Here is a 21,042-nt window from a genome sequence, read left to right as displayed (position 1 = left end):
AATGGCCGGCGCGGCGCGGGGCTAGGCCTTGCGGCTGGTCGCATCGCCATCCCCGGCCGCGCGCGGGCGTCGCAGGCCCTTGGTGCGGCTGGTGAGGTGGAAGGCCTTGCACAGCGCGCACTTGTAGGCACGCAAGGTTACATCTGCGCGCAAGGCCACCTGCTCCGCCGCCTCTCGCGAGGCGAAGCGGCGCTTTTTCTGGCAGATGCCGGGGCGGGTTTTCACTGGCCCAGTCCACCCCTGCAATCGTGGCGCTGCACCGGCCTCGCAGAGGCCGCAAGCGCGACCGCGCGCGCCCGCAGGAGCGAAGCGACGAAGGAACAGCGCCGAGGACGTGCCTGCGGAGGCAGGCACGCACACAAAGGTCACTACTTCGACAATTCCACGTGTTCGAAATCGAGCTCGACCGGGGTCGCACGGCCGAAGATCGACACGCTGACCTTGACCTTGGCCTTGTCGAAATCGAGTTCCTCGACGATCCCGTTGAAGCTGGCGAAGGGGCCTTCGAGCACCTTGACCGAATCGCCGATCTCGTAATCGACGCTGATATCGCGCTTGGGCGCAGCCTTGGCCTCTTCCACCCCGCCGAAATAGCGTGCGGCTTCGCGTTCGGAGATCGGCTGCGGCTTGTTGCCCGAGCCGAGGAAGCCGGTCACCTTGGGGGTGTTCTTGACGAGGTGGTAGATGTCGTCGGTCATGTTCAGCTTGGCCAGCACGTAGCCGGGCATGAACTTGCGTTCGACCTGCACCTTCTTGCCGCGCTTCACTTCGGTGACGGTTTCGGTCGGGACCTGAACTTCCTCGACGCCTTCGGAAAGGCCGAGCCGTTCGGCTTCGGAAATGATTGCGTCGCGCACCTTGTTCTCGAAACCGGAATAGGCGTGAATGATGTACCAGCGGGCCATGACGATGTCCTTGAGAATGGGGTCTGACGGGCGCAGCGCAGCGCGCAGGGCTATTGCAGGAAGCTGATCGCGGTGCGCACGATCGCGCCAAAGGCGCTGTCGATGCCGAGGAAGAACAGCGACAAGATCACCATGAAGATGAACACGAAGATCGCCGTGCGCACGGTTTCCTCACGGGTCGGCCACACGATTCGCGTGGCCTCGGCGCGCACCTGCGAGAAGAACTCGGCCGGCGAGGTCTTGCGCTTCTTTTCTTCTGCGACTTGCTTCTGTTCGGCCATGATAGCCCGTTTCCTTCGCGTAATGCCCGTGTCGTGTCCGGTCGGCTTTCAGGTAGGGGTCCGCGCCGCCCGGGACAAGGTCGCCGGAGGGGCTGGATGATCTGCCGATGTCGGAAAAGACGTGTCAGCCCATACGCGCGCCGCCGGGCAAATGCAAGGCGGCTTGGCGCGCGCGCGCGCCGCGTCAGCCCAGGCGCAACAGACGCGCCAGCAGACCGGCCTCGGCCTGCATCGGCTGCAACGGGCCGTGAATAGCCCGCCGCCGCGCCGGATCCCGCGTCGGCCGCGGGCTCACCCAATGATCGGGGCGCGAGGAACGGAAGGTGTAGGCGCTCATCTTCGTGCCTCCTGTGCGAGGTCGGTCAATCGGTTCGTCGACAGGAATACACGGTTCGCCTTGCGGGGGGATGAACGGGGAAGGCGGTAAATGACCGCATCCCGAGCTCGCGGCGGCAAGCACGAGCCGACGCCACAGGCGTCGCAAGGGCGACCGCCCGCCCGCAGCGGCCCGGCACGAAGTGAAGGAATTGCCGCGAGGACAAGCCCGCGGAGCCGGGCTCGCAAACAAGAATGGCAGGGGTGACAGGATTCGAACCCGTGGCCCTCGGTTTTGGAGACCGATGCTCTACCAGCTGAGCTACACCCCTGCACTGGCGGAAGCGGCCCCTTATCCGAGCCGCTTGGGTTAGGCAATCCTCTTTGCCTCAAACCCTTTCCCCCTGTATTGTGCAGCGCAACCATGCACGCGCCCCATCGCCCTCCGATCCCGGTCGAGACCCTCCTGCTTGCCTATCGCAGCGGAATCTTCCCCATGGCCGACCGGCGCGAGGATGCCGAAGTGTTCTGGGTGGAGCCGCGCGAGCGGGCGATCATTCCGCTGGAAGGGCTGCACATCGCACGCTCGCTGCGCAAGGTGATCCGCGCGGATCGCTTCACCGTGACGGTCGACCGCGCCTTCGAACAGGTCATCCGCGCCTGCGCAGAACCGCGCGCCGACCATCCCGAAACCTGGATCTCAGAGCGGATCGTGCAGTCCTATCTTGGCCTGCACCGTGCAGGCCACGCCCATTCGGTCGAATGCTGGCTGACGGATGCGGACGGAAGGCAGAGCCTTGTCGGCGGGCTTTACGGGGTCAGTTTCGACCGGGTGTTCTGCGGCGAAAGCATGTTCAGCCGCGTGCCGGATGCCAGCAAGGTCGCGCTGGCATGGCTGGTGGCGCTGATGCGGCGGGCGGGCTTCGTGTTGCTCGATTGCCAGTTCATGACCGAGCACCTGCGCTCGATGGGCGCGACTGAAATGGCGCAGGCGGATTATCGGCGGCTGGTGGAGAAGGCGGCAGGTCAGCCGCGCGCCAGCCTCGGCATGGCGTGGCGCAGCTTTGCCGAAGGCTATGCAGCAGGCGCGGGTTCAGGCGTGGCGGACGGCGTCGGGCGCGGTGCCGGACTGCCCGAAGCGGCGGGCGACGGCGTGGGTGACGGCGCGGCGGAAGCCTCCTCACCTGGAAAGCGCATCGTGCAGTCCTTGACCCAGACATCGTAGACCGGGTGTTCAACCACATTCAGACTGGGCGATTCGCGGAACAGCCAGCCTGAAAACACGCGGCGGTGCTGCGCAGCGCCGCGTTCGCGGATGTCGACCTGGACGAAGGCACCCGTCTCCTGCGGCATTTCCCACGGCGCGGTGCGTTCGCAGGCCGACAGGCGGACGATCACCGGCCCGAACTCGCGGCTTTCGCCAGGCTTGAGTCGGATGTCCTCTGAGACATTGTTGCGCTTGTTCAGAAGACCCAGCACCGCGACACGCTCGGCCATCGGGGTCGCGCCATCATTGCCAGAAGGGGCCGCCGAGGCGGCGGGTGCAGGATCGGCCTCATCAAGCGCGACCTTGACCGTCTCGGGCTCGGGTGCGCCATCGTCGCACCCGGCCAGAGCCAGCGCCAGCCCGCAGGCGAGCGGCGCGGCAGCAAGGCGGAGGGCGCGCATGTCCGCCGGTCTCAGCTGTTCGCGCCGCCGGGCGTCCACGCTTCGTAATCGCCCACAGCGCGGGCGCGCTGGCCACCGCGCTCAAGCGCGCCCTGTGGACGGTAGGCCGCGACTGTCCCGGTGGCGTTGGGGGTATAATCAGCCTCCCACACCTTGGGCGGGGGCAGGTGGCTTTCTGGCACATCGTCATAGGTGCCGTGGAGCCAGCCATGCCATTCGGACGGGACGCGGCTGGCATCATTGGCGCCGTTATAGATCACCCAGCGCTTTTCGCGGGCCGTGTAGGATCCGGTGTTGACCCCGGCAGTGCGGGCGCGCTCACGGTAATACTTGTTGCCGGCAGCATCGGTGCCGACGTGCTCGCCCTTGGCGCGGCTGGCCCAAAGGTGCGTGCCAATGGTGGCCCCGTCCCACCAGGTGAAGATTTTCATCAGGATTCCCATGAGCGCGCGCCTACCCCAATTGCGCCGGAGCGCCAAGAGGAAGATCACCGCGGCAGCGTGTAAATCACCTTGTCACCCGGCACGATCCCGAGTGCGGCAGCACGCCCCGCGCGCAGTTCCAGCACGGCGCTGGCCGGGCCGTTGGAGGTCACCGAATCGAGCGAATAGGGCACGGTATTGGCTGCGATATTGGCGATCCGCCCGTCCGGCCCGATGAAGATGATATCAAGCGAAAGCGGCGTGTTCTTCATCCAGAAGCTGCGCGGCTCAGGCGCAGCGGAGGGGAAGATCATCCCTTCGAAGTCACCCAGCTGGGTGCGGAACATCAGCCCGCGCGCCTGTGCTTCGGGCGAGGCCGCCAGTTCGACCCTGAAGGCCAGTTTCTGCGCGCCGCGCTCGACCACCAGATCGATCACTTCAAGCCCGGAAACCGGATGCCGCGCTGTCTGGGCCGCCGCAGCAGCGGGAGCCTGCGCCCGCGCCGTGGCAGTCTCCCCCGGAGAGCACGCCGCCAGCGCGCCCAGCACCATTACCCCCGCTGTCAGCATCCGTCTTACCATAAGCCTTGATGTCCTTCCTGATCGGCTGCCTCGTCCAGCCATTGTTCCACGTCCTGTTCGCTGGCGGCGGCGAGCACGAAGCGCACGTGATCATAGTGGTGGCCTGCGCGCAGCATTGCTGCAACGGCTTTTTCGTGGGCCTTGCGCGCCAGCAGCGGATCATCGCCTTGAGGCCGGGAGCCGCCGAAGGGGCCAAGCCGCCGCTTCTTCGCCATCAGGACAGCCGCTTGTCGGCTGGCGGCCTCGCCCGGAGCGTGGCTCTGGCGAAGCGCCTCGCCAACGCCGGCATGGCGCAGGCTTTCGTCAACCCGCCGCGCACCATAGCCCCGCGCGCCGAGATCGCGGGCGCGCATGCGGGCATAGGCATCATCATCGACATAGCCCAGTTCCACCAGCCTTGCGACGAGCGCGGGAATGTCCAGATCGACTGTCCGCCCGTTCCCATCATCGGCCAGTCCGCGCTCCCTGATCTTGCGGACGAGATAGGCCTCCAGCCGCGCAGCGGTCGTGGCAAAGCGCGCCGCATAATGCAGCGCCAGATCACGCAGGGCGGCCTCGGTCAGCGGAGGCTTCGCCCGCTTGCCAACCTGGCGTTCCCGCCCGGAATCCTCCCCGGTTCCACGACCGGATGATGACGAATTCGCTTTACGTGACACCATTTCGCCTTATTCGTGCCACCTTCTCTATTAAATGCGAACCTTGGTAATTCGCCAGATTATGACTGGCGATCGGGGGTAACGCCAGAGCGCGAGCGGGGACATACCACGGAACGCGCCGCAACTGACGGGTATCGTTGAAAAATATGACCGACGCCGTTTTGACGCCGACGCCGAATGATTGCGACCTGCCGCGCATCCGTGCGCAGTTTGCAACCTTCAACGAAGCGATCGATTACGCTGCGCAGAGCCTGAAGGGGCTCAACTTTCATGACATGCGCGGGGAACTGGCGCGGGTCTATCCCTATGCGGAAATGCGCGAGGATGCGCTGGTCATGGCCCGCCGGCTGATCGCGGCCGGGATCGGCAAGGAAGACCGCGTTGCGCTGATCGCGGAAACCGGGGCGGACTTTGCCGCACTGTTCTGCGCCTGCGTCTACGCCGGGGCGTGGCCGGTGCCGCTGCCGCTGCCGACCAGCTTCGGCGGCAAGGAAAGCTTCATCGACCAGCTGGCGGTGCAGCTGATGAGCTCGGACCCGAAGATCCTGCTCTACCCCGAGGAAATCGCCGAAATGGCCGCCGCCGCCGCCGCACGGCAGGACTGTGCCGCCGAAAGCTGGCAGGATTTCGCCGAGCGCCCCGCGCCCGAATGCGATCTGCCGCAGGCCAGTCCGGACGATATCTGCTATCTGCAATATTCAAGCGGCTCGACCCGTTTCCCGACCGGGGTGGCGGTGACGCACCGCGCGCTGCTGCATAACCTTTACGGCCATGCGACCACCATGAACTTGGGCGCGAATGATCGCTGCGTCAGCTGGCTGCCGTGGTATCACGACATGGGGCTGGTCGGCTGCCTGCTCTCACTGATCGCCAATCAGGTCTCGGGCGATTACCTGAAGCCCGATGCCTTCGCGCGCCGCCCGCTGGCGTGGCTCGACATGATCAGCCGCAATCCGGGCAACACGCTGTCATACTCGCCGACCTTCGGTTACGATATCTGCGCGCGCCGCATTTCCAGCCAGAGCAATGTCGCCGAACGGTTTGACCTGTCGCGCTGGCGCATCGCGGGCAACGGCGCGGACATGATCCGCCCGGACGTGATGCAGAACTTCGTCAACGCCTTTGCCGAAGCCGGGTTCAAGGCGTCCAGCTTCACCCCGTCCTATGGCCTTGCCGAAGCGGTGCTGGCGGTGACAGTGATGCCGCCGGGCGAAGGGATCCGCGTCGAACTGGTCGAGGAAGAACGCCTCTCGGGCGCGCCGCGCGATCTGTCGCGTCCGGCCCGCTACCGCGCGATCGTCAATTGCGGCAAGCCGCTGCCCGACATGGAAGTGGCGATCCGGGGTGAAGACGGCTCGCTGCGCGGCGATCACCAGATCGGCAAGGTATGGGCTTACGGCCCGAGCGTCATGCACTCCTACTTCCGCAACCCCGAAGCGACCGCGGATTGCCTGCAGGACGGCTGGCTCGACACCGGCGACATGGGCTACACCGCCAATGGCTATCTGTTCATCGTCGGCCGGGCGAAGGACATGATCATCATCAACGGCAAGAACCACTGGCCGCAGGATATCGAGTGGGCGGTGGAGCAGCTCCCCGGCTTCAACCACGGCGACATCGCCGCCTTTGCGATCGAGATGGAAAACGGCGAGGAAGCCCCGGCGGTGCTGGTGCATTGCAAGGTCTCCGACCCCGAAGAGCGCGTAAAACTGCGCGACCAGATCGCCGACAAGGTGCGTTCGGTCACCGGCATGAGCTGCATCGTCGAACTGGTGCCGCCGCGCACCCTGCCGAGGACGTCCTCGGGCAAGCTCAGCCGCGCCAAGGCGAAAAAGCTCTATTTGGCGGGCGAGATTGTGCCGATCGATCTGGCGGCCTGAGGCAAACTCAATCGGCTGGTGAGGGCGTGGGCAGGACGATCCCGCTTTGCGCCAGCACCGCCCGCGGATCATCGAAGCGCAGCAGTTCGCGGATGGCGGCGCGCCGGTCTTTGGCGTTGGCGACGTAACCGGCGGCGATCTTCATCCCGACCCAGTAGCCAAGTTCGTCGGGCCAGCCTTCCGGCGCATTCCCGGCATTGCCGACCCAGCGGCGGAACACACCATAGCGCTGCGCCTCGCCAAGTGCCGGATCGCGCGCTTTTTCGATGTCGCGCGCGAATTCGGCCCAGACGAAATCCGCCCGCGCCTCGGCCCAGCGGTTGCGCGCCGGATCAGGCACTTCGCCAGTGACCAGCAGCGCCAGATAGTCCGCCGTCCCTTCGGCAATCGCGCCTGCCAGCAGCGGATCGGCTTCAAGCCGCTTGCGGTCGAGCCGCTGGAAGGTGTGCGCCGTCTCATGCGCGTAGAAATCGCGCATCACGCGGCGAAAGGTGGCCTCGTCGGGCGTCCTGCGGCAGAGCACTTCAAGGCCCAGCACCTGCATGTCCGCTTGCGCGGTGCCGCCGCTATTGCCCGCGCCGAACACCATCGCGACGCGCGGCAAGGGCAGTTCGGGCAGCAGTCCGCGATAGGCGAGATAGATTGCCCGCAGATCGGGCTCGGTGCCGCGCACCCACGGCAGGCAGCGCGTGATCGCGTCGCGATAGGCCGCCGGATCGCCCGCTATCGCGGCAGCGAGGTGATCTGCATCCCTGATCCGATTCGGGGTAAAGATGGCCACCGCCCGGCCTGCGGGATCAAGATAACGCTTTTGGATCTGCGCCGCATCGGGCGCGCCTTCCGTCTCTGCAAACAGCGTTGCAAACCGGTCGGCATCGTCAAGCTCAACCACCGCGACCAGCGGATCGACCTCTTCGCCATTGCTCGTCGCGCCTGCGGTGACAGCAAGCGCCAGCAGCGCAAGCCCGCTCAAGCCGGTCTTTGCCAATCCCCCCATGATAGCCTCCTTGTCCTATTCTTCCGCCCACCGTGCGCGCAGCGGGGCGGGGGCGGAGTTGATATTCACGACGACACCTTGTTCGCGCAGCATCGCGGCGGCCAGCTCGGCCTGTTCCGCAGGGCCGGTCAGCACCACGCCGCGGTCCAGCCGCAGGCCGGCCCAGCCGATCACCGCCAAGGCCCGCTCGCCTGCTGCGTCCGGGCCTTCCGCACCGAAAGAAATGATCGCGGGCAGCGGCACGCCGGGCGGGACAAGCTCGATCGTCCAGTCCTGCTCGCTCGCCGCGATCCGCGCCTCCAGCGTGCGATAGACCCCCAGCCCTGCGCCCTCGATCCGCCGTGCCTGCACCACCGCACGGCGGCGGTTGCGGTCGATCGTCACTTCGTTTTCAGGCACCCCGGCCGCCAGCGACAGGCGCGTGGCGAGGGCCTGGAGGCGTTGCTGGCTTGCGGCTTCCTCTGCCGCGCGCGTGGCGGACAGCTGCGCGCGCTGGGCCGCACCTGCACCGGTTTCGGTCTGGGTCTGTGTCAGGGTCAGTTCCACCGGCCTGCCAAGCCGCTGCGTCAGAGCCCGGCTGATTTCGCTTTCAGCATCGGGGCGGATCACTGGCGAGAACACGATGGCGCTGACGCCCACCGGATCGGCGGCAAAATCGATCTCCACCGCATCGATCTGCGCCGGGCGTTCAAACCGCTCGCGAATGGCATCGCGCACCACCCGCTGGGCGTTGGTCTCCCACGCGATCTGCTGCAACGAAAAGGCCAGCGGCACCGCCAGCGCGAAGAAAACCGTCAGCAAGGCGATGTTCTGGAACATGGTGTTGCGCGCGCTCAATGAATTGCTGAAGCCATAAAGCTTGGCCATGCCGAAAGCGGTAAGCGCAATGGTGATGAAGTTGGTCACGAACAGCAGCAGCGCGCCTGAAAACACCGTCCAGTTCCAGGTGGCGAGGCCAAAGCCGACCACCGCCAGCGGCGGCATCAGCGCGGTGGCGATAGCCACGCCGACAATCGCGCCTTCCTTGCCCCGGATCATCGCATAGGCACCCGCCAGTGCCGAAAACAGCGCCACGAACAGATCGAACAGATTGGGCCGGGTGCGCGCCGCGATTTCGCTGGTGATGGTCTGGATCGGCGAAAAGAACACCAGCACGGCGCACAGCAGCACCGCCATCGCGCTGCCAATCAGCAGCGTGCGCAAGGATGTCTTCAGCCAGTCCCAGTCACCGATCGCCAGCGCAAAGCCCAGCCCCATGATCGGCCCCATCAGCGGCGACAGCAGCATCGCCCCGATCACCACCGCAGGCGATGACAGCAGCAGGCCAAGGATCGCGATACCGCCGCTCATGGCGGTCATGAACAGGTAGTTTTCGGACAGCTTGCTGTCCTCGCGCCGGCTTTCCGTGACCTCGCTCTGATCGACCTGGCCGATGACGTGCACCGTCCACCATTGGCGGATCGTCTGCACCACCGTTGTCAGCACGGCGGTCTGCGAGGCCGGAGCCTCCGAGGCGGATTTTTCGTTCATTGCCGGTTCCTTGGCAGTCTGGCGTTTTGCCGCAGATAGCCTGCCAGGCGCAGCATTGCCATGATATCCCGGCATTGGGCGCGGTGCAGGCGATAGACCCGAGGCGCATTAGGGCTTACCATCATAACGCGCGCTTGAAAGGTGTGTTTTAGATCACTAATACAGTCAGCAGATTGTCCCCGCGCGGGTCGCGGCGGAACCGAGGGAGCAAGAGACGCGAACATGAGCACCGAAACCAAGACGGCGACGATGACCGCGACCGATTTTTCGCTCACCCCGCCCGATCCCGTGCCGCAGGTCGCGCCGGAACAGGCAGCGGGCCTCGTGCCGGTGACCGACGAACAGAAGTCGAAGCTCGACACCAAGGTGGATGCCTTCGTCAATGATCTGGTCAGCGTCGATGCCAACTCGCCGCAGTTCGGCGAGAAGGTCGATCAGATCACCCGCATGGGTCAGGAACAGATCCGCGCGGCGGCGGCGATGTCGAACCGGTTCCTCGACCGGCCGGTGCGGGCGATGGATGCCGATGGCTCTGTCGGCAAGGATCTCGCCGAGCTGCGCCGCACGGTCGAAGACCTTGATCCGGGTCGCAAGGGCAAGCTGTCCGGCCCGCGCAAGCTGCTGGGGTTCATCCCCTTCGGCAACAAGCTGAAGAACTATTTCGACAGCTACACCTCGGCACAGGGGCATATCGCCTCGATCCTGACACGGCTCGAAAGCGGGAAGAAGGAACTGCATCTCGATAACGCTGCGATCGACACCGAACGCCAGAAGCTGTGGGCGGCGATGGGCGAGCTGGAACAGATGATCCACATCGCCAAGACGCTCGATGCGCGGCTGGAGGCCAAGGCGCTGGAACTCGATGCTTCCGATCCGGCCAAGGCCAAGGCGCTGCGGGAAAGTGCGCTGTTCTATGTCCGCCAGCGCACGCAGGACCTGCTGACCCAGATGGCGGTGAGCGTGCAGGGCTATCTCGCGCTCGATCTGGTCAAGAAGAACAATGTCGAACTGGTGAAGGGCGTCGACCGCGCCAGCACCACCACGGTCGGCGCGCTGCGTACCGCGGTGACCGTGGCGCAGGCCATGACCAATCAGCGGCTGGTGCTGGGGCAGATCACCGCCCTCAACCAGACCACCAGCAACATCATCGATTCGACCAGCACGCTGCTGCGCGAACAGACCGCGCAGATCCATGAACAGGCCGCCGCCTCGACCATCCCGCTGGAGACGCTGCAACGCGCCTTCCAGAACATCTACGACACGATGGATGAGGTCGACAATTTCAAGGTGCGCGCGCTCGATTCGATGAAGCAGACGGTCAACACCCTCAGCGCCGAGGTCGAGAAGTCCAAAGGCTATATCGCCCGCGCCGAAGGGCAGGCGCAGGCGCAGGCCAAGGTCGCAGCGAGTGAACCGTCGCTGCTGGCGCTGGATCGCTGATGGCCGACAGCACCCGCGAGAGCGAACGCATCCTGCGCGAGGCGAAGCAGAGCCTCGCTGTGCAGCGCGACGGCGGGACGCATCGGCCCGCTCCGCGCGGGGCGAGCATCGGCAGGGCATCGGCCGAGGTCAAGACCAAGGCGCTGCTCAAGCGGGTACGCAACATCGCGCTGGCTGTCTTCGCGATCTGGGTCGGCGCGGGGATTTTCAGCGCGGTCGTCGGCCCGCTGTTGTTCTGGGGCCTGATGGCGACCATCGTTGCAACCGTGGTTGCGGTCGGCGTGTTCGCGATGACGGGCAAGGTGAAAGTCCCCAAGCGCGCCGAGTTGAAGCTGGGCAATCCGGCGCAGATGGTCGCACGCACCGAGCTGTGGCTCGAAGCCCAGCGCCCAGCCCTTCCTGCGCCCGCGCAGGCGCTGGTCGATCAGCTCGGGGTGCAGCTCGATGCGCTGGGGCTGCAACTGAAGGGCCTCGGCGATAACGAACCGGCGATGGCCGAAGTGCGCGAACTGGTGGGCGAGTACATCCCCGAGACGATCGACAACTACCGCAAGATCCCCGCACATCTGCGCAAGGAACAGCACGCCGGGAAAACGGCCGACGAACGCCTCGTCGAAAGCCTGACCAAGCTTTCGGGCGAGGTCGACCGGGTCACCCGGCGGCTGGCCGAGGGCGCACTGGACGATCTGGCGATCAAGAGCCGCTATCTCGAATATCGCTATGGCGGATCACAAGCACTGGAGGATATGCGCGAGGCCCCCGATACCGGCGTCCCGCTGCCGGATTTCTCGGCGATCCCCACCGGTAAGGAACGCTGACAGCCATGCGCGTCACCCTCCCCCACGATCTGCCCAAGGACGAAGTCCGCCGCCGGATGCGCGCCCACGCCGATGAAATCGCCGGGTTCTTCCCGCCCGGCCTCGCCAATGTGACAACCGGCTGGCCCAACGAAGACCGCATGGACATCACCGCCGAGGTCATGGGCATGAGCATCCCCGGCGGGGTCGATGTGCGCGATGGCGAGGTGATCATCACGATGAACCTGCCGATGCTGCTCAGCGTGATGAAAGGCCCGCTGGAGGCAGCGGTGAAAAAGGAAGGCGGGCGGCTGCTCGCCCCTTGACCACTGCCCGCTCTCCCGATTGCCAGACGCCCACCCATGTGTCATAGATAACTGACATAAATTATTGCCTTGTTTGCCTTACGTTCGGGATCGCGTGGCAGATCGGCTCGGGAGCCGATTCGGGCGGGAAGGACGGGTGGCATGGCGCCGGTCAGGACAGACGGCGGGACAGGCAAGGCCGCAGGCGAAGATCTGCGCAGCCATCTGCGCGCCGCAACAATGGCCGCGCACGACCTGCTCGACCATGCGATGCAGTCTGCCAGCGGATGGCAGACCCGCAGCGATTACGCCCGCTTTCTCGCGCTCCAGCACGCCGCCCGCGCGCCGCTGGAAGCCTGGCTTGCCGCCCATGCCCCCGCTGATCTCGTCCCGCCGCCGCAGACACCGCTGATCGCCGCTGATCTTGCGCGAATGGAGGTAACGCTCCCCCCACCCGCCCCGCTGTTCACGCTTGGCCGTACCCGCCCCGGCCATGCGCTTGGCACCGCATGGGTGCTGGCGGGCTCCGCGCTTGGCAACCGCGCCATTGCCCGGCAGGTTGCCCGCATCGGCAAGGGGCAATGGCCCGTCGCCTTTCTGGATGATGCGGCGATGATGGCCTTCTGGCAGGCCTTGCGCGCCCGGATCGAATGCCCCGCCGCCGCCAGCGAAGCCGAAGGCGCAACCCACGCGGCAGAGGCCGTCTTCGCTCATTTCCTCGCTGTCGCCGAAGACGCGCGGGCGCCTGAAAGTCTCACCCTGTGAACCTCCACCAGCGCCCCGATTCGCTCACCGAATGCGACCGTGAGGCGATCCACCACATCGCCGCCATCCAGAGCTTCGGGGGGTTGATCGCCGTCGATGCGCAGGGCTGCGTGGCCCACGCTTCGGCCAATGTCGGCGCATTGCTGGGCCTTGCCGAACCTCCCGCGCCCGGCACGCCGCTGGCCCGCATCATCGCGCCGCCCGCCCTCGCCATGATCGAAGCCGCGCTGGCGGGCCTTGCCGGGGTCGATACGCTCGAGCGCCGCTTCGGTGTCGACCTCACCGGCCAGAATGCCCTGTTCGATTGCGCCGTCCACCGCTCCTGCGGGCTTTCGATCATCGAATTCGAACCCCACGCCCGCAACGACTTTGCCGATCACGTCAGCATGATCGTCCCTGTCATCGCCCAGCTCGAACAGGCCAGCACCCTCGCTGCCCTGTGCGATACCGCCGCGCGGCTTGTGCGGCAGATGACCGGATATGACCGGGTCATGATCTACCGCTTCCATCCCGACGAGAGCGGCGAGGTGATCGCGGAAGACCGGCACAACGCGCTCGAACCCTTTCTGGGCCTGCGCTACCCGGCGGCCGACATTCCGCAGCAGGCACGCGAGCTGTTCCGCCGCAACCGCTTCCGCATCATCGCCGACATGAACGCCGAAGCCGTGCCGATCATCCCGGCGCTGGGGCCGGATGACACGCCGCTCGACCTGTCGATGTCGATGCTGCGTTCGCACTCCAAGATGCACCTTGCCTATATGCGCAACATGGGGGTGGGCGCATCGCTGGCCATTGCGATCGTGCGGCATGACCGGCTGTGGGGCATGATCTCGTGCCACCACCGCGAAGCCCGCCTGCCGCCCTATTCGCTGCGCACCGTGGCGGAACTGCTCAGCCAGACCTTCTCGCTGATGCTCGACCGCATTCTTGTGGCGCAGGCCGAAACCCTGCGCGAACGCGCCCGGCAATTGAATGACCGGCTGCTGCTGCGGCTGGCGGGCGGCGTGACTCTGGCGGACAGCCTGCCGATGATCGAGGAACTGCTGCGCGGCACGATCCAGCATGACGGCATTTCGCTGTTTGCCGACGGCGAATATCGCGCCAGCGGCGAGGCGCCGGAAGAAGCCGAATTCCGCGCGCTCGCGCCGCTGCTCGCGACCACGCTGGGCGGTGCGACCCATGCCACCACGCGGCTTGCCGACGCGGTGCCGGAAGCCGCGCCTTTCGCTCATCGCGCGGCGGGCGCGCTGGTGCTGCCCTTGTCGCGCGGCACGCGGGATTCGCTGGTGCTGTGGCGCCGCCCGCTGGACCGCACCGTGACCTGGGCGGGCGATCCGACCAAGGCCGTCGCCGCGCCCGGCGAACTGCTCCAGCCGCGCGCCAGCTTTGCCGCCTGGGCCGAAACCGTGCGCGGCCATTCGGCGGAATGGAGCGCGGAGGAATGCGAAATCGCCGCGCGCCTGCGCCGCACGCTGATCGAAGTGATCCTGCGCATGAGCGCCGATCTGACCCGCGAACGCGCCCGCGCTGCCGAACAGCAGGATCTGCTGATCGCGGAACTCAACCACCGGGTGCGCAATATCCTCGGGCTGATCCGCGCGCTGGTGGCGCAGTCGCAGGCCGAGGCCCTGAGCGTCCCCGGTTTTGCCGCGATCATCGGTGGACGCATCGCCGCGCTGGCGAGCGCGCATGACAACATCACTGCCAAGAACTGGGGGCCGGCCAGCCTTCTGCGCCTGATCGAGGCTGAACTGGCGCCCTATTGCGGCACCGACCGCGCGCGTCTCCGCCTGTCGGGCGAGGACGTGATGGTGGTGCCTGAGGCCTACACCATCCTTGCGCTGGTGGTGCATGAACTCGCGACCAATTCGGCCAAGTACGGCAGTCTTTCGTCGCGGGCGGGAACGGTCGAGGTGGCGCTGGCGCGCACCGCCTTCGGCGATCTGGCGCTGCGCTGGCGCGAGGCGGGCGGGCCGCCGGTGAGTGCGCCAACGCGCCACGGCTTCGGTTCGACCATCATCACCCGCTCGATCCCGCATGATCTGGGGGGCGAGGCCGATGTGCGTTACAAGCTCGCCGGGGTGGAGGCAGAATTCCTCGTCCCGGCGCGCTATCTCGCTCTGGCGGATGCTGGTGCGCGCCGCACCGCTGCCCCAGCGCCGCAATCCGATCCGGCACGCGCGGGCGCGCAGGACGGCACGGGGCAGGCCCCGGAGCGGGTGCTGGTGGTGGAAGACAGCATCATCATCGCGCTCGACACCGAGGAAAACCTCAAGCGTCTGGGCGTGGCCGAGGTACGGATCGAAAGTTCAGTGGCAGGGGCGCTGACGGCACTGGCCGAGGCACGGCCCGATTTCGCGATCATCGACTTCAACCTCGGCGGGGAAAGCTCCGAACCGATTGCCGCTGCCCTGCGCGCGGCCGGGGTGCGGTTCGTGCTGGCGACCGGCTATGCCGAAGGGGCAGGCGGGTTCGAACGGCTGGGGGCGGACGCGGTGCTGCGCAAGCCCTATGGCATGACCGAAATCGAGCGCCTGCTGGTGGGGGCCTGATCGGTTCTGCGCGGCGCTTGCTGGCTGCCAGACCCCCCTTAGCCCCCTCTAGACCCCCATCTGCGAGGGTGTGCGGCGCGGTTTCACGTGAAACAACGACGGATCAGGCGGCGCGGGTGAGCAGGGTGACGTGTGCGGCGCTGAAATCGAGGCTGCCGAGACCATCGGCGACCAGACACTCCCCCGCCCCGGCCCGCGCCGAGCCGTCCTTCGCGGCAACCTCGCCCTCAAGCGGCAAGGCCAGCAAGGCGCCGGGATAGGCCGCCAGCGTCGCGGCATCGGGGGCGCCTTCGATCCGGTCGAGCCGGAAATGCGGGCCATCGACCAGCACTGGCCCATCGGCAATGCTGCGCCGGTGGCAGGCGGCGTAGGGAACACCCTCGGCAACGGCCAGCGCACGCTCGAGATGAAGCTCTCTTGGCCGACCATAGTCATACAGGCGGAAGGTCGTGTCGCTGGTCTGCTGCACCTCGACCAGCGCAAGGCCGGGGCCAATGGCATGGACAGTCCCGGCGGGCAGGTAGAACAGATCGCCGGGGCGCGCGGGGTGCCAGGTGAGCAGGCTTTCGATGGAGCCATCCTGCGCCGCCGCTGCGATTTCGGCAGGCGTCATTTCGCGCTCGAACCCGATCGCAAGCCTTGCGTCAGGTTCGGCATCGAGCACCAGCCAGCATTCCTCCTTGCCCGCCTCTCCCGGCAGGGCGGTGCTATCGGAGGGATGCACCTGCACCGACAGTTTTTCGTTTGTGAACAGATACTTGACCAGAACCTGCGGCACTTCGACAGGCGGTTCGAACCAGATCTCGCCGATCCGCTCACCATGCGTCGAGGCAAAGGGCGCGGGCAAGACATCGCGGCCCCACACCTTTTCGACCATGCGGGTCGGGAGCCGGCGTATAGTCACTGGTTGATTGCCCCCGGCAGCTTGCCGACCGCCTGCGCGCCGTCACGGGTGGTCACCAGCACTTCGCCGCCTGAGACGATGATGCACACATCCTCAAGCCCCACAGCGGAAATGCGCGGGCCGTCAGTCATGGCAAAGACCCCGCTGCACGCCGCCAGATCGGCTCTACCGCGCACGATATTGCCGCTGTCATCGGCCTCACCCACCAGCGCGTCGGCGAGCGCGGCCCAGTTGCCGATGTCCGACCATCCCATGTCCGCAGGCACCATCGCTGCGCGGGCGGTGTTCTCCATCACGGCATAATCGATCGAATCGCCCGCGATCGCGGCAAAGGGTTCGCGCGCGGGATGGAAGCACACGCCATCGGTGGCACCCCCTGCCACCGCTTCGAGAACAAGCCTCGCCATTTCAGGGCGATAGGCGGCAATTTCAGCCAGCAGCTGCCCGGCGCGAAAGGCGAAGATGCCGCCGTTCCAGCTATACTCCCCCGACGCGAGATAGGCCTCGGCCCGCGCACGGTCAGGCTTTTCGACGAAGGTGCGGATCGCATAGCCGCCTGCCAGCGGCTCCCCACGCCGCAGATAGCCATAGCCGGTCTCCGGGCGGTCTGCCGCAATGCCGAAGCTGACGAGCCAGTCCTCGCGCGCCAAAGCCGCAGCGGCCAGCGCGGCAGCGCGGAAGGCGGCGGCATCGGCGATGTGGTGATCGCTCGGGCAAACCAGCATCACCGCATCGGCGGGCAACAGCGCCGCCGCAAGAGCGATGGCAGGCGCAGTGTTCTTTGCGGCAGGTTCGATCACGAGGCGCGCGCCGGGCGCGTCACCCAATTGCGCCGTGATGATATCGGCATGGGTCGCGCCTGCCACCACCATCGGCGGAGCGAAGCGTTCATCCCCTGCCACGCGGCGCACCGCCTGTTCGAAAAGGGTCTCTGCACTCACCAGGGGCAGGAACGGTTTGGGCATGGCCTTGCGGCTCATCGGCCACAGCCGGGTGCCGCTGCCGCCGCACAGGATCACCGGATGGATCGCGCTCACTCGAATATCCTTCGTTTCCCAGAAGCCTATATCAGCATGACCCGCAGAAACGAGTTAAAATGCCACCTAGAACCACTCCTGCCGCCAGTAGAACGGCGCGGCGACCGGGTTGCCGTTGGCATCGGTTGCGGGGCGGAAGCCGAGGCGGGATTCGACCAGCTGGCAGGTGATCCGGTCGGCCTCAGGGTCGGGGCTCGGGCGGTAGACCCGGCAATCGCGGGCGCGCCCGTCGGGGGTTACGATCACCCGCACAATCACCTGTGTCCCGCGCCGCGCCGCGCGCCCTCCGGGCGGCACGGGAAAATCGCGGGCATTGTCGATGCTGCCCGAGATGTGCACGGGCTTCGTCACAGCGACTCCGCCGCGCCCGCTGCCCGTATTGCCGCTGCCTGTGCCAAGCCCGCTTCCAGCGGCACCCGTGCCATCGCCGGCTGTGGCCGCTCCGGATTGATTGGCCGTGCCGGTCGATGACGCCCGCGGAAGCGGGTCATCCCGCTTGACCCGCACCTTGGGTGGCTGACCGGTGACCGGCTGCGGCACCGCATCGCGTCCAGGATCGCCAGCCGCGCCTTCATCAGGTTCAGGCTGATTGTCCGGCGGGGGCGGAGGGTCTGGCGGCGCCGTGATCGTAACGGTAAAGGCCGACACGACCTCACGCTCGACGACGGCGGTAAAATCCGGCGCAAGTGCGCGCGCAAGCCCATAAAGCGCCGCAAGGTGCAGCATGATGATACCCGCAATCAGCGGCCAGCTCAGCCGACGGCGGCGCGTGCGGAAGTTGCGGGTGGTCGGCATCGGCGAAAGACCTGCTCCGTTATCGCTCCGTTTCGGATGCAGTTTCAGCCGCAGTCCGTTGATTGCCTTTATATCAAAGCCCGGGCGCTTGGCGATGGAGTGCAGCGATCGACCGCGCACTGGATGATGAACGGGGCGTAGTGGGCGATTTGCCGGACGCCGAAGATGACCTTGCCCCGCCGGGTGAGGGCGGTTCGCGCGCCCAAATGCTGCAAACCGAAATGCCGCATGATGCAACGCGCGGGGCGCTGGCACCGCACTCGCCTTTGGCGCGCCTGGCCGCTGTGGTTGGTGTGACAGCCGGGCCGATCGACCGGGGCAGCCTCAACGCAATGGTGTTTGGCGGGGCGGCCTATCTCGCGCTGGCCTGCATCAGCCTTGTTCTGGCACGATCGGACGGCGCGGTAAGCCCAATCTGGCTTCCCAATGCCTGCGCCGTTGCGTTCCTGCTGCGCGCCCGGCTGAGCAACGAACTGCCTTTCCTCGCGACGACGGTGACGGCCAGCCTTGCCGCCAATGTCGTGGCGCAGCAACCCGAACCGATGGCCTTGCTGTTCTCGGTCGCAAACCTTGTCGAGATTGTCGCGGTTCTGGCGCTGACCCGGCAGGGCGGCACACGTCAGCCCCGGATGGACCGGTTGGCCGATCTGGCCCGCTTCGTCTGGGCCGGGGGGCTGGTCGGACCGCTGCTCTCGGCGCTGGTCGCTGCGCCGGTGATGGGTGAGACGCTGGCCGAAGTGCGCACCGGGACAACCGCTTGGTTCCTGACCGACAGCATGGCCATGGTGCTGATCGTACCGGCATTGCTGCTGCTGGTTGATCGGTGGCGTGGCACCCTGCCTGCTGCCCCCGCCGGACGGATCGAAAGCGCTGCGCTGCTCGCGGGCGGCACGACCTGTGCCTATCTGGTGTTCGACCAGACGCTCTATCCGCTGGTGTTCCTGATCCAGCCGATCACGCTGCTCCACGCCTTCAGGCTCGGCAGTCTTGGCAGTGCGCTCCATGTCGGCGGTCTGGCGGTGGTGGCAGGGGCGATGACATGGTCAGGCCAAGGCCCCATCGCAGATGCTGCGGGCGGCGGCATCGCGCAACTGCATCTATTGCAGGCCTTCATCGCCGCCAATTTCCTGACCGGCCTTCCGGTTGCCGCGATCCTTGCCGGGCGTGACCGGATGATGGCCCAGCTCGCGGCGGGCAAGCGCGAGATCGATCTGCTCGCCGACAATATCAGCGATGCGATCCTGCGCTATGACATGGAGGGTGTATGCACCTATGCCTCGCCTTCGGTTCGTGAAGTGCTGGGGGTGGCGCCAGAGGTGTTCCTGGGCAGGCCCGCGGCCGACCGGCTGCATCCCGACACCCGCGACCGCACGATGCAGGCGCTCGGGCGGCTGCTGGACGGCCAGAGCGAGCGCGAGCGCGTCACCTATCGGCGCTTTGCCGACAAGGCGGATGGCTCCCCCGTCTTCCTCGAAGCCGATTGCGCGGTGATCCGCAACCCCGACACAGCCGAGCGGGAAGGTGTTGTCGTGGCGGCCCGCGATGTGACCGAGCGGGTCGAGCTTGAGCTGCTTCTGACCCGCGCCCGCCGCCATGCCGAGAACGCGGCCCGCGCCAAGTCCGAATTCCTCGCCAATATGAGCCACGAGATTCGCACCCCCATGAACGGGGTGCTGGGCTTTGCCGAGTTGATCCTGCAGGGCGATCTGGCGGACGACGAGCGCCGCTTTGCCGAGCTGATCGTGCAATCCGGCCGCACGATGATGATGATGCTCAACGACGTGCTCGATCTCAGCAAGATCGAGAGCGGACAGTTCGCGATCGACCGCGCCCCGGTCGATGTCGATGCAAGCCTTGCCGAATGTGCCGCACTCCACCGGCAGGCGGCCGAGCGCAAGGGGTTGCAACTGATCGTGGCGCCGGCGCAAGCCGCCAAGGGCGAAGGTGACGGCGCGCCGGAACATCCCCTTTGGCTGCTGACAGACGGTCTGCGGCTGCGACAGATCCTGCTGAATCTGATCGGCAATGCCGTCAAGTTCACCGAAGCAGGGCAGATCCGGATCAGCTGCCTGATCGGCCCGGACGGCGTGCGGATCACTGTGGCCGACAGCGGCATCGGGATAAGTCCGGGGCGGCTGGAAGCGATCTTCCATCCCTTCACCCAGGAAGACAGTGACATCGCGCGGCGCTACGGCGGAACCGGCCTTGGCCTGTCGATCAGTCGCCAGCTGGCTGCTTTGCTGGGTGGGCGGATCGAGGTCGAGAGCGCACCGGGTGCGGGATCGCGCTTTACTCTGATATTGCCCGCGACACTGGCCCCGCCAGCGCCGTCGGCAACCCTGCCCGTCGCCCTCGCCGAGCCGGCGGGGCCGTTGGCTGCGCTACCTGTGAAATCGCGGATCCTGCTGGTCGAGGATCACGACATCAACCGCTTGCTGGTGAGCGAAATGCTGGAGCGCTGCGGTCAGGAGGTCGCGGTGGCGCATGATGGCAATGAGGCGATCGCAATGGTGATCGATTCGATCATGCGCGGGCGTCCCTACGATCTGGTGCTGATGGATATGCAGATGCCCGATTGCGATGGACTGGAGGCGACCCGCGCAATCCGGGCCGAAGGGATCGGGCCGGGCCTGCTGCCGATCGTCGCCCTGACGGCGAATGCCTTTCCCGAGGATATCGCCGCAGCCCGGGCGGCGGGAATGCAGGCGCACCTTGCCAAGCCGGTGGTCTTTGCCCAGCTCGCCCGCGCACTGCAACGTTGGCTGCCGACCCGCATCGTGGAAGCGGATCAGGCTGGCACCGTGCCGCCCTCGCAATCCGCGTCGCGTGCCTCGGCGCTGGCGCGTTCGCCGCAGCTGATGACCCGCTGGCAGGCCCGGCGGCAGGAGGTGATAGAGGCGGTCGAAGAAGCATTGCGCGAGGGCGGCGTACTGGCCACAGGCGCAGCGAAGGCTGCCTCAAGCCCCGAAGCCGACGCGGCGCGCGACCGTCTGATCCGGCTCGCGCACAAGGTGGCAGGCACAGCCGCGATGTTTGACGAACCCGAACTGGGGAGCGCCGCAGCGTCGCTGGAGCGAGCCTTGGTGCGTCGACAAGGGATCAATACCTGCCGGAAGCTGGCCGGGCAGCTGCTGGCACTTGCCGCTGGCGAGGCACAGACAACCGACGCCTCCCGCGCGAACAATTGATCGTCAGGCCAGAAGATGATTCTC

At 66.5% G+C, this 21,042-nt stretch carries 20 protein-coding genes, 1 tRNA gene and 1 pseudogene; 8 read left to right on the top strand and 14 right to left on the bottom strand.

What is annotated here, in order from left to right:
- Positions 1-21 precede the first annotated feature (21 nt).
- From CHX26_RS04320 to CHX26_RS04305, 5 genes are all read right to left on the bottom strand, one after another.
- A complete protein-coding gene (locus CHX26_RS04320; RefSeq protein WP_104941312.1) occupies positions 22-225 on the bottom strand; it encodes a hypothetical protein in 204 nt (67 codons plus the stop codon).
- 143 nt (positions 226-368) lie between these two features.
- The gene (nusG, locus tag CHX26_RS04315) at positions 369-905 is read right to left on the bottom strand and encodes a transcription termination/antitermination protein NusG (protein ID WP_104941311.1); all 537 of its coding nucleotides are present in this window, start codon (positions 903-905) and stop codon (positions 369-371) included.
- A 50-nt stretch (positions 906-955) separates the two neighbouring features.
- Entirely contained in the window at positions 956-1,186 is a 231-nt protein-coding gene (gene secE, locus CHX26_RS04310) for a preprotein translocase subunit SecE (RefSeq protein WP_104941310.1), read from the bottom strand.
- 184 nt (positions 1,187-1,370) lie between these two features.
- Entirely contained in the window at positions 1,371-1,523 is a 153-nt protein-coding gene (locus CHX26_RS15825) for a hypothetical protein (protein ID WP_172449692.1), read from the bottom strand.
- Positions 1,524-1,757: 234 nt separating this feature from the next.
- A tRNA-Trp gene (locus tag CHX26_RS04305) sits at positions 1,758-1,833 on the bottom strand.
- Between the two features lie 92 nt (positions 1,834-1,925).
- Here CHX26_RS04305 and aat point away from each other — a divergent pair.
- Entirely contained in the window at positions 1,926-2,726 is an 801-nt protein-coding gene (aat, locus tag CHX26_RS04300; RefSeq protein ID WP_104941309.1) for a leucyl/phenylalanyl-tRNA--protein transferase, read from the top strand.
- 35 nt (positions 2,727-2,761) lie between these two features.
- Here the strand turns inward: aat and CHX26_RS16190 are convergent.
- The 4 genes and pseudogenes from CHX26_RS16190 to CHX26_RS04280 all read right to left on the bottom strand — a co-directional run.
- Positions 2,762-2,998: pseudogene (locus CHX26_RS16190) on the bottom strand (DUF2155 domain-containing protein); the annotation flags it as partial.
- A gap of 182 nt (positions 2,999-3,180) precedes the next feature.
- Positions 3,181-3,612, bottom strand: a complete 432-nt coding sequence (locus tag CHX26_RS04290; protein WP_104941308.1) for an NADH:ubiquinone oxidoreductase subunit NDUFA12 — start codon at positions 3,610-3,612, stop codon at positions 3,181-3,183.
- Between the two features lie 44 nt (positions 3,613-3,656).
- On the bottom strand, positions 3,657-4,172 hold the full coding sequence (locus CHX26_RS04285; RefSeq protein ID WP_233997271.1) for a DUF192 domain-containing protein: 516 nt from the start codon (positions 4,170-4,172) through the stop codon (positions 3,657-3,659).
- Positions 4,166-4,831 (bottom strand): regulatory protein RecX, encoded by a 666-nt coding sequence (locus CHX26_RS04280; RefSeq protein WP_104941306.1) that lies wholly within the window; start codon positions 4,829-4,831, stop codon positions 4,166-4,168. Before CHX26_RS04280 ends, CHX26_RS04285 begins: the two co-directional genes overlap by 7 nt.
- Positions 4,832-4,974: 143 nt before the next feature.
- Here CHX26_RS04280 and CHX26_RS04275 point away from each other — a divergent pair, with 143 nt between their 5' ends.
- Positions 4,975-6,708 (top strand): fatty acyl-AMP ligase, encoded by a 1,734-nt coding sequence (locus tag CHX26_RS04275; RefSeq protein ID WP_104941305.1) that lies wholly within the window; start codon positions 4,975-4,977, stop codon positions 6,706-6,708.
- Positions 6,709-6,715: 7 nt separating this feature from the next.
- Here CHX26_RS04275 and CHX26_RS04270 read toward each other — a convergent pair whose 3' ends face one another.
- Complete coding sequence (locus CHX26_RS04270) at positions 6,716-7,705, bottom strand: hypothetical protein (RefSeq protein WP_104941304.1); 990 nt, start codon at positions 7,703-7,705, stop codon at positions 6,716-6,718.
- A gap of 15 nt (positions 7,706-7,720) precedes the next feature.
- The gene (locus CHX26_RS04265) at positions 7,721-9,235 is read right to left on the bottom strand and encodes a TIGR00341 family protein (protein WP_104941303.1); all 1,515 of its coding nucleotides are present in this window, start codon (positions 9,233-9,235) and stop codon (positions 7,721-7,723) included.
- Positions 9,236-9,457: 222 nt separating this feature from the next.
- On the opposite strand from CHX26_RS04265, the gene CHX26_RS04260 reads away from it, so the two are divergent.
- The 5 genes from CHX26_RS04260 (at position 9,458) to CHX26_RS04240 (ending at position 15,094) form a co-directional block, all read left to right on the top strand.
- Positions 9,458-10,675: a toxic anion resistance protein gene (locus CHX26_RS04260; RefSeq protein WP_172449690.1), complete on the top strand. Its 1,218-nt coding sequence runs from the start codon at positions 9,458-9,460 to the stop codon at positions 10,673-10,675.
- A complete protein-coding gene (locus CHX26_RS04255; protein ID WP_104941302.1) occupies positions 10,675-11,493 on the top strand; it encodes a hypothetical protein in 819 nt (272 codons plus the stop codon). The genes CHX26_RS04260 and CHX26_RS04255 overlap by 1 nt, the downstream gene beginning before the upstream one ends.
- A 5-nt stretch (positions 11,494-11,498) precedes the next feature.
- A complete protein-coding gene (locus tag CHX26_RS04250; RefSeq protein WP_104941301.1) occupies positions 11,499-11,798 on the top strand; it encodes a polyhydroxyalkanoic acid system family protein in 300 nt (99 codons plus the stop codon).
- A gap of 141 nt (positions 11,799-11,939) precedes the next feature.
- Entirely contained in the window at positions 11,940-12,542 is a 603-nt protein-coding gene (locus CHX26_RS04245; RefSeq protein WP_104941300.1) for a biliverdin-producing heme oxygenase, read from the top strand.
- Positions 12,539-15,094: an HWE histidine kinase domain-containing protein gene (locus tag CHX26_RS04240; protein ID WP_104941299.1), complete on the top strand. Its 2,556-nt coding sequence runs from the start codon at positions 12,539-12,541 to the stop codon at positions 15,092-15,094. The genes CHX26_RS04245 and CHX26_RS04240 overlap by 4 nt, the downstream gene beginning before the upstream one ends.
- Before the next feature lie 103 nt (positions 15,095-15,197).
- Here the strand turns inward: CHX26_RS04240 and CHX26_RS04235 are convergent, their stop codons facing one another.
- The 3 genes from CHX26_RS04235 to CHX26_RS04225 all read right to left on the bottom strand — a co-directional run bounded on the left by CHX26_RS04235 (position 15,198) and on the right by CHX26_RS04225 (position 17,830).
- Positions 15,198-15,971 carry a class I mannose-6-phosphate isomerase gene (locus tag CHX26_RS04235; protein WP_172449882.1) on the bottom strand — a complete coding sequence of 258 codons (774 nt, stop codon included), beginning with the start codon at positions 15,969-15,971 and terminating at the stop codon, positions 15,198-15,200.
- Between the two features lie 23 nt (positions 15,972-15,994).
- Entirely contained in the window at positions 15,995-17,035 is a 1,041-nt protein-coding gene (locus CHX26_RS04230; protein ID WP_104941298.1) for a mannose-1-phosphate guanylyltransferase, read from the bottom strand.
- A gap of 66 nt (positions 17,036-17,101) precedes the next feature.
- The gene (locus tag CHX26_RS04225; RefSeq protein WP_104941297.1) at positions 17,102-17,830 is read right to left on the bottom strand and encodes a TonB family protein; all 729 of its coding nucleotides are present in this window, start codon (positions 17,828-17,830) and stop codon (positions 17,102-17,104) included.
- A gap of 206 nt (positions 17,831-18,036) precedes the next feature.
- Here CHX26_RS04225 and CHX26_RS04220 point away from each other — a divergent pair, with 206 nt between their 5' ends.
- Entirely contained in the window at positions 18,037-21,018 is a 2,982-nt protein-coding gene (locus tag CHX26_RS04220; RefSeq protein ID WP_146107648.1) for an ATP-binding protein, read from the top strand.
- Positions 21,019-21,042 lie beyond the last annotated feature (24 nt).

The sequence above is a fragment of the Porphyrobacter sp. HT-58-2 genome (assembly GCF_002952215.1).
GTDB lineage: Bacteria > Pseudomonadota > Alphaproteobacteria > Sphingomonadales > Sphingomonadaceae > Erythrobacter.
The sequence above is the reverse complement of the archived record's forward strand: the minus strand, read 5'-3'. Positions and strand labels throughout refer to the sequence as shown.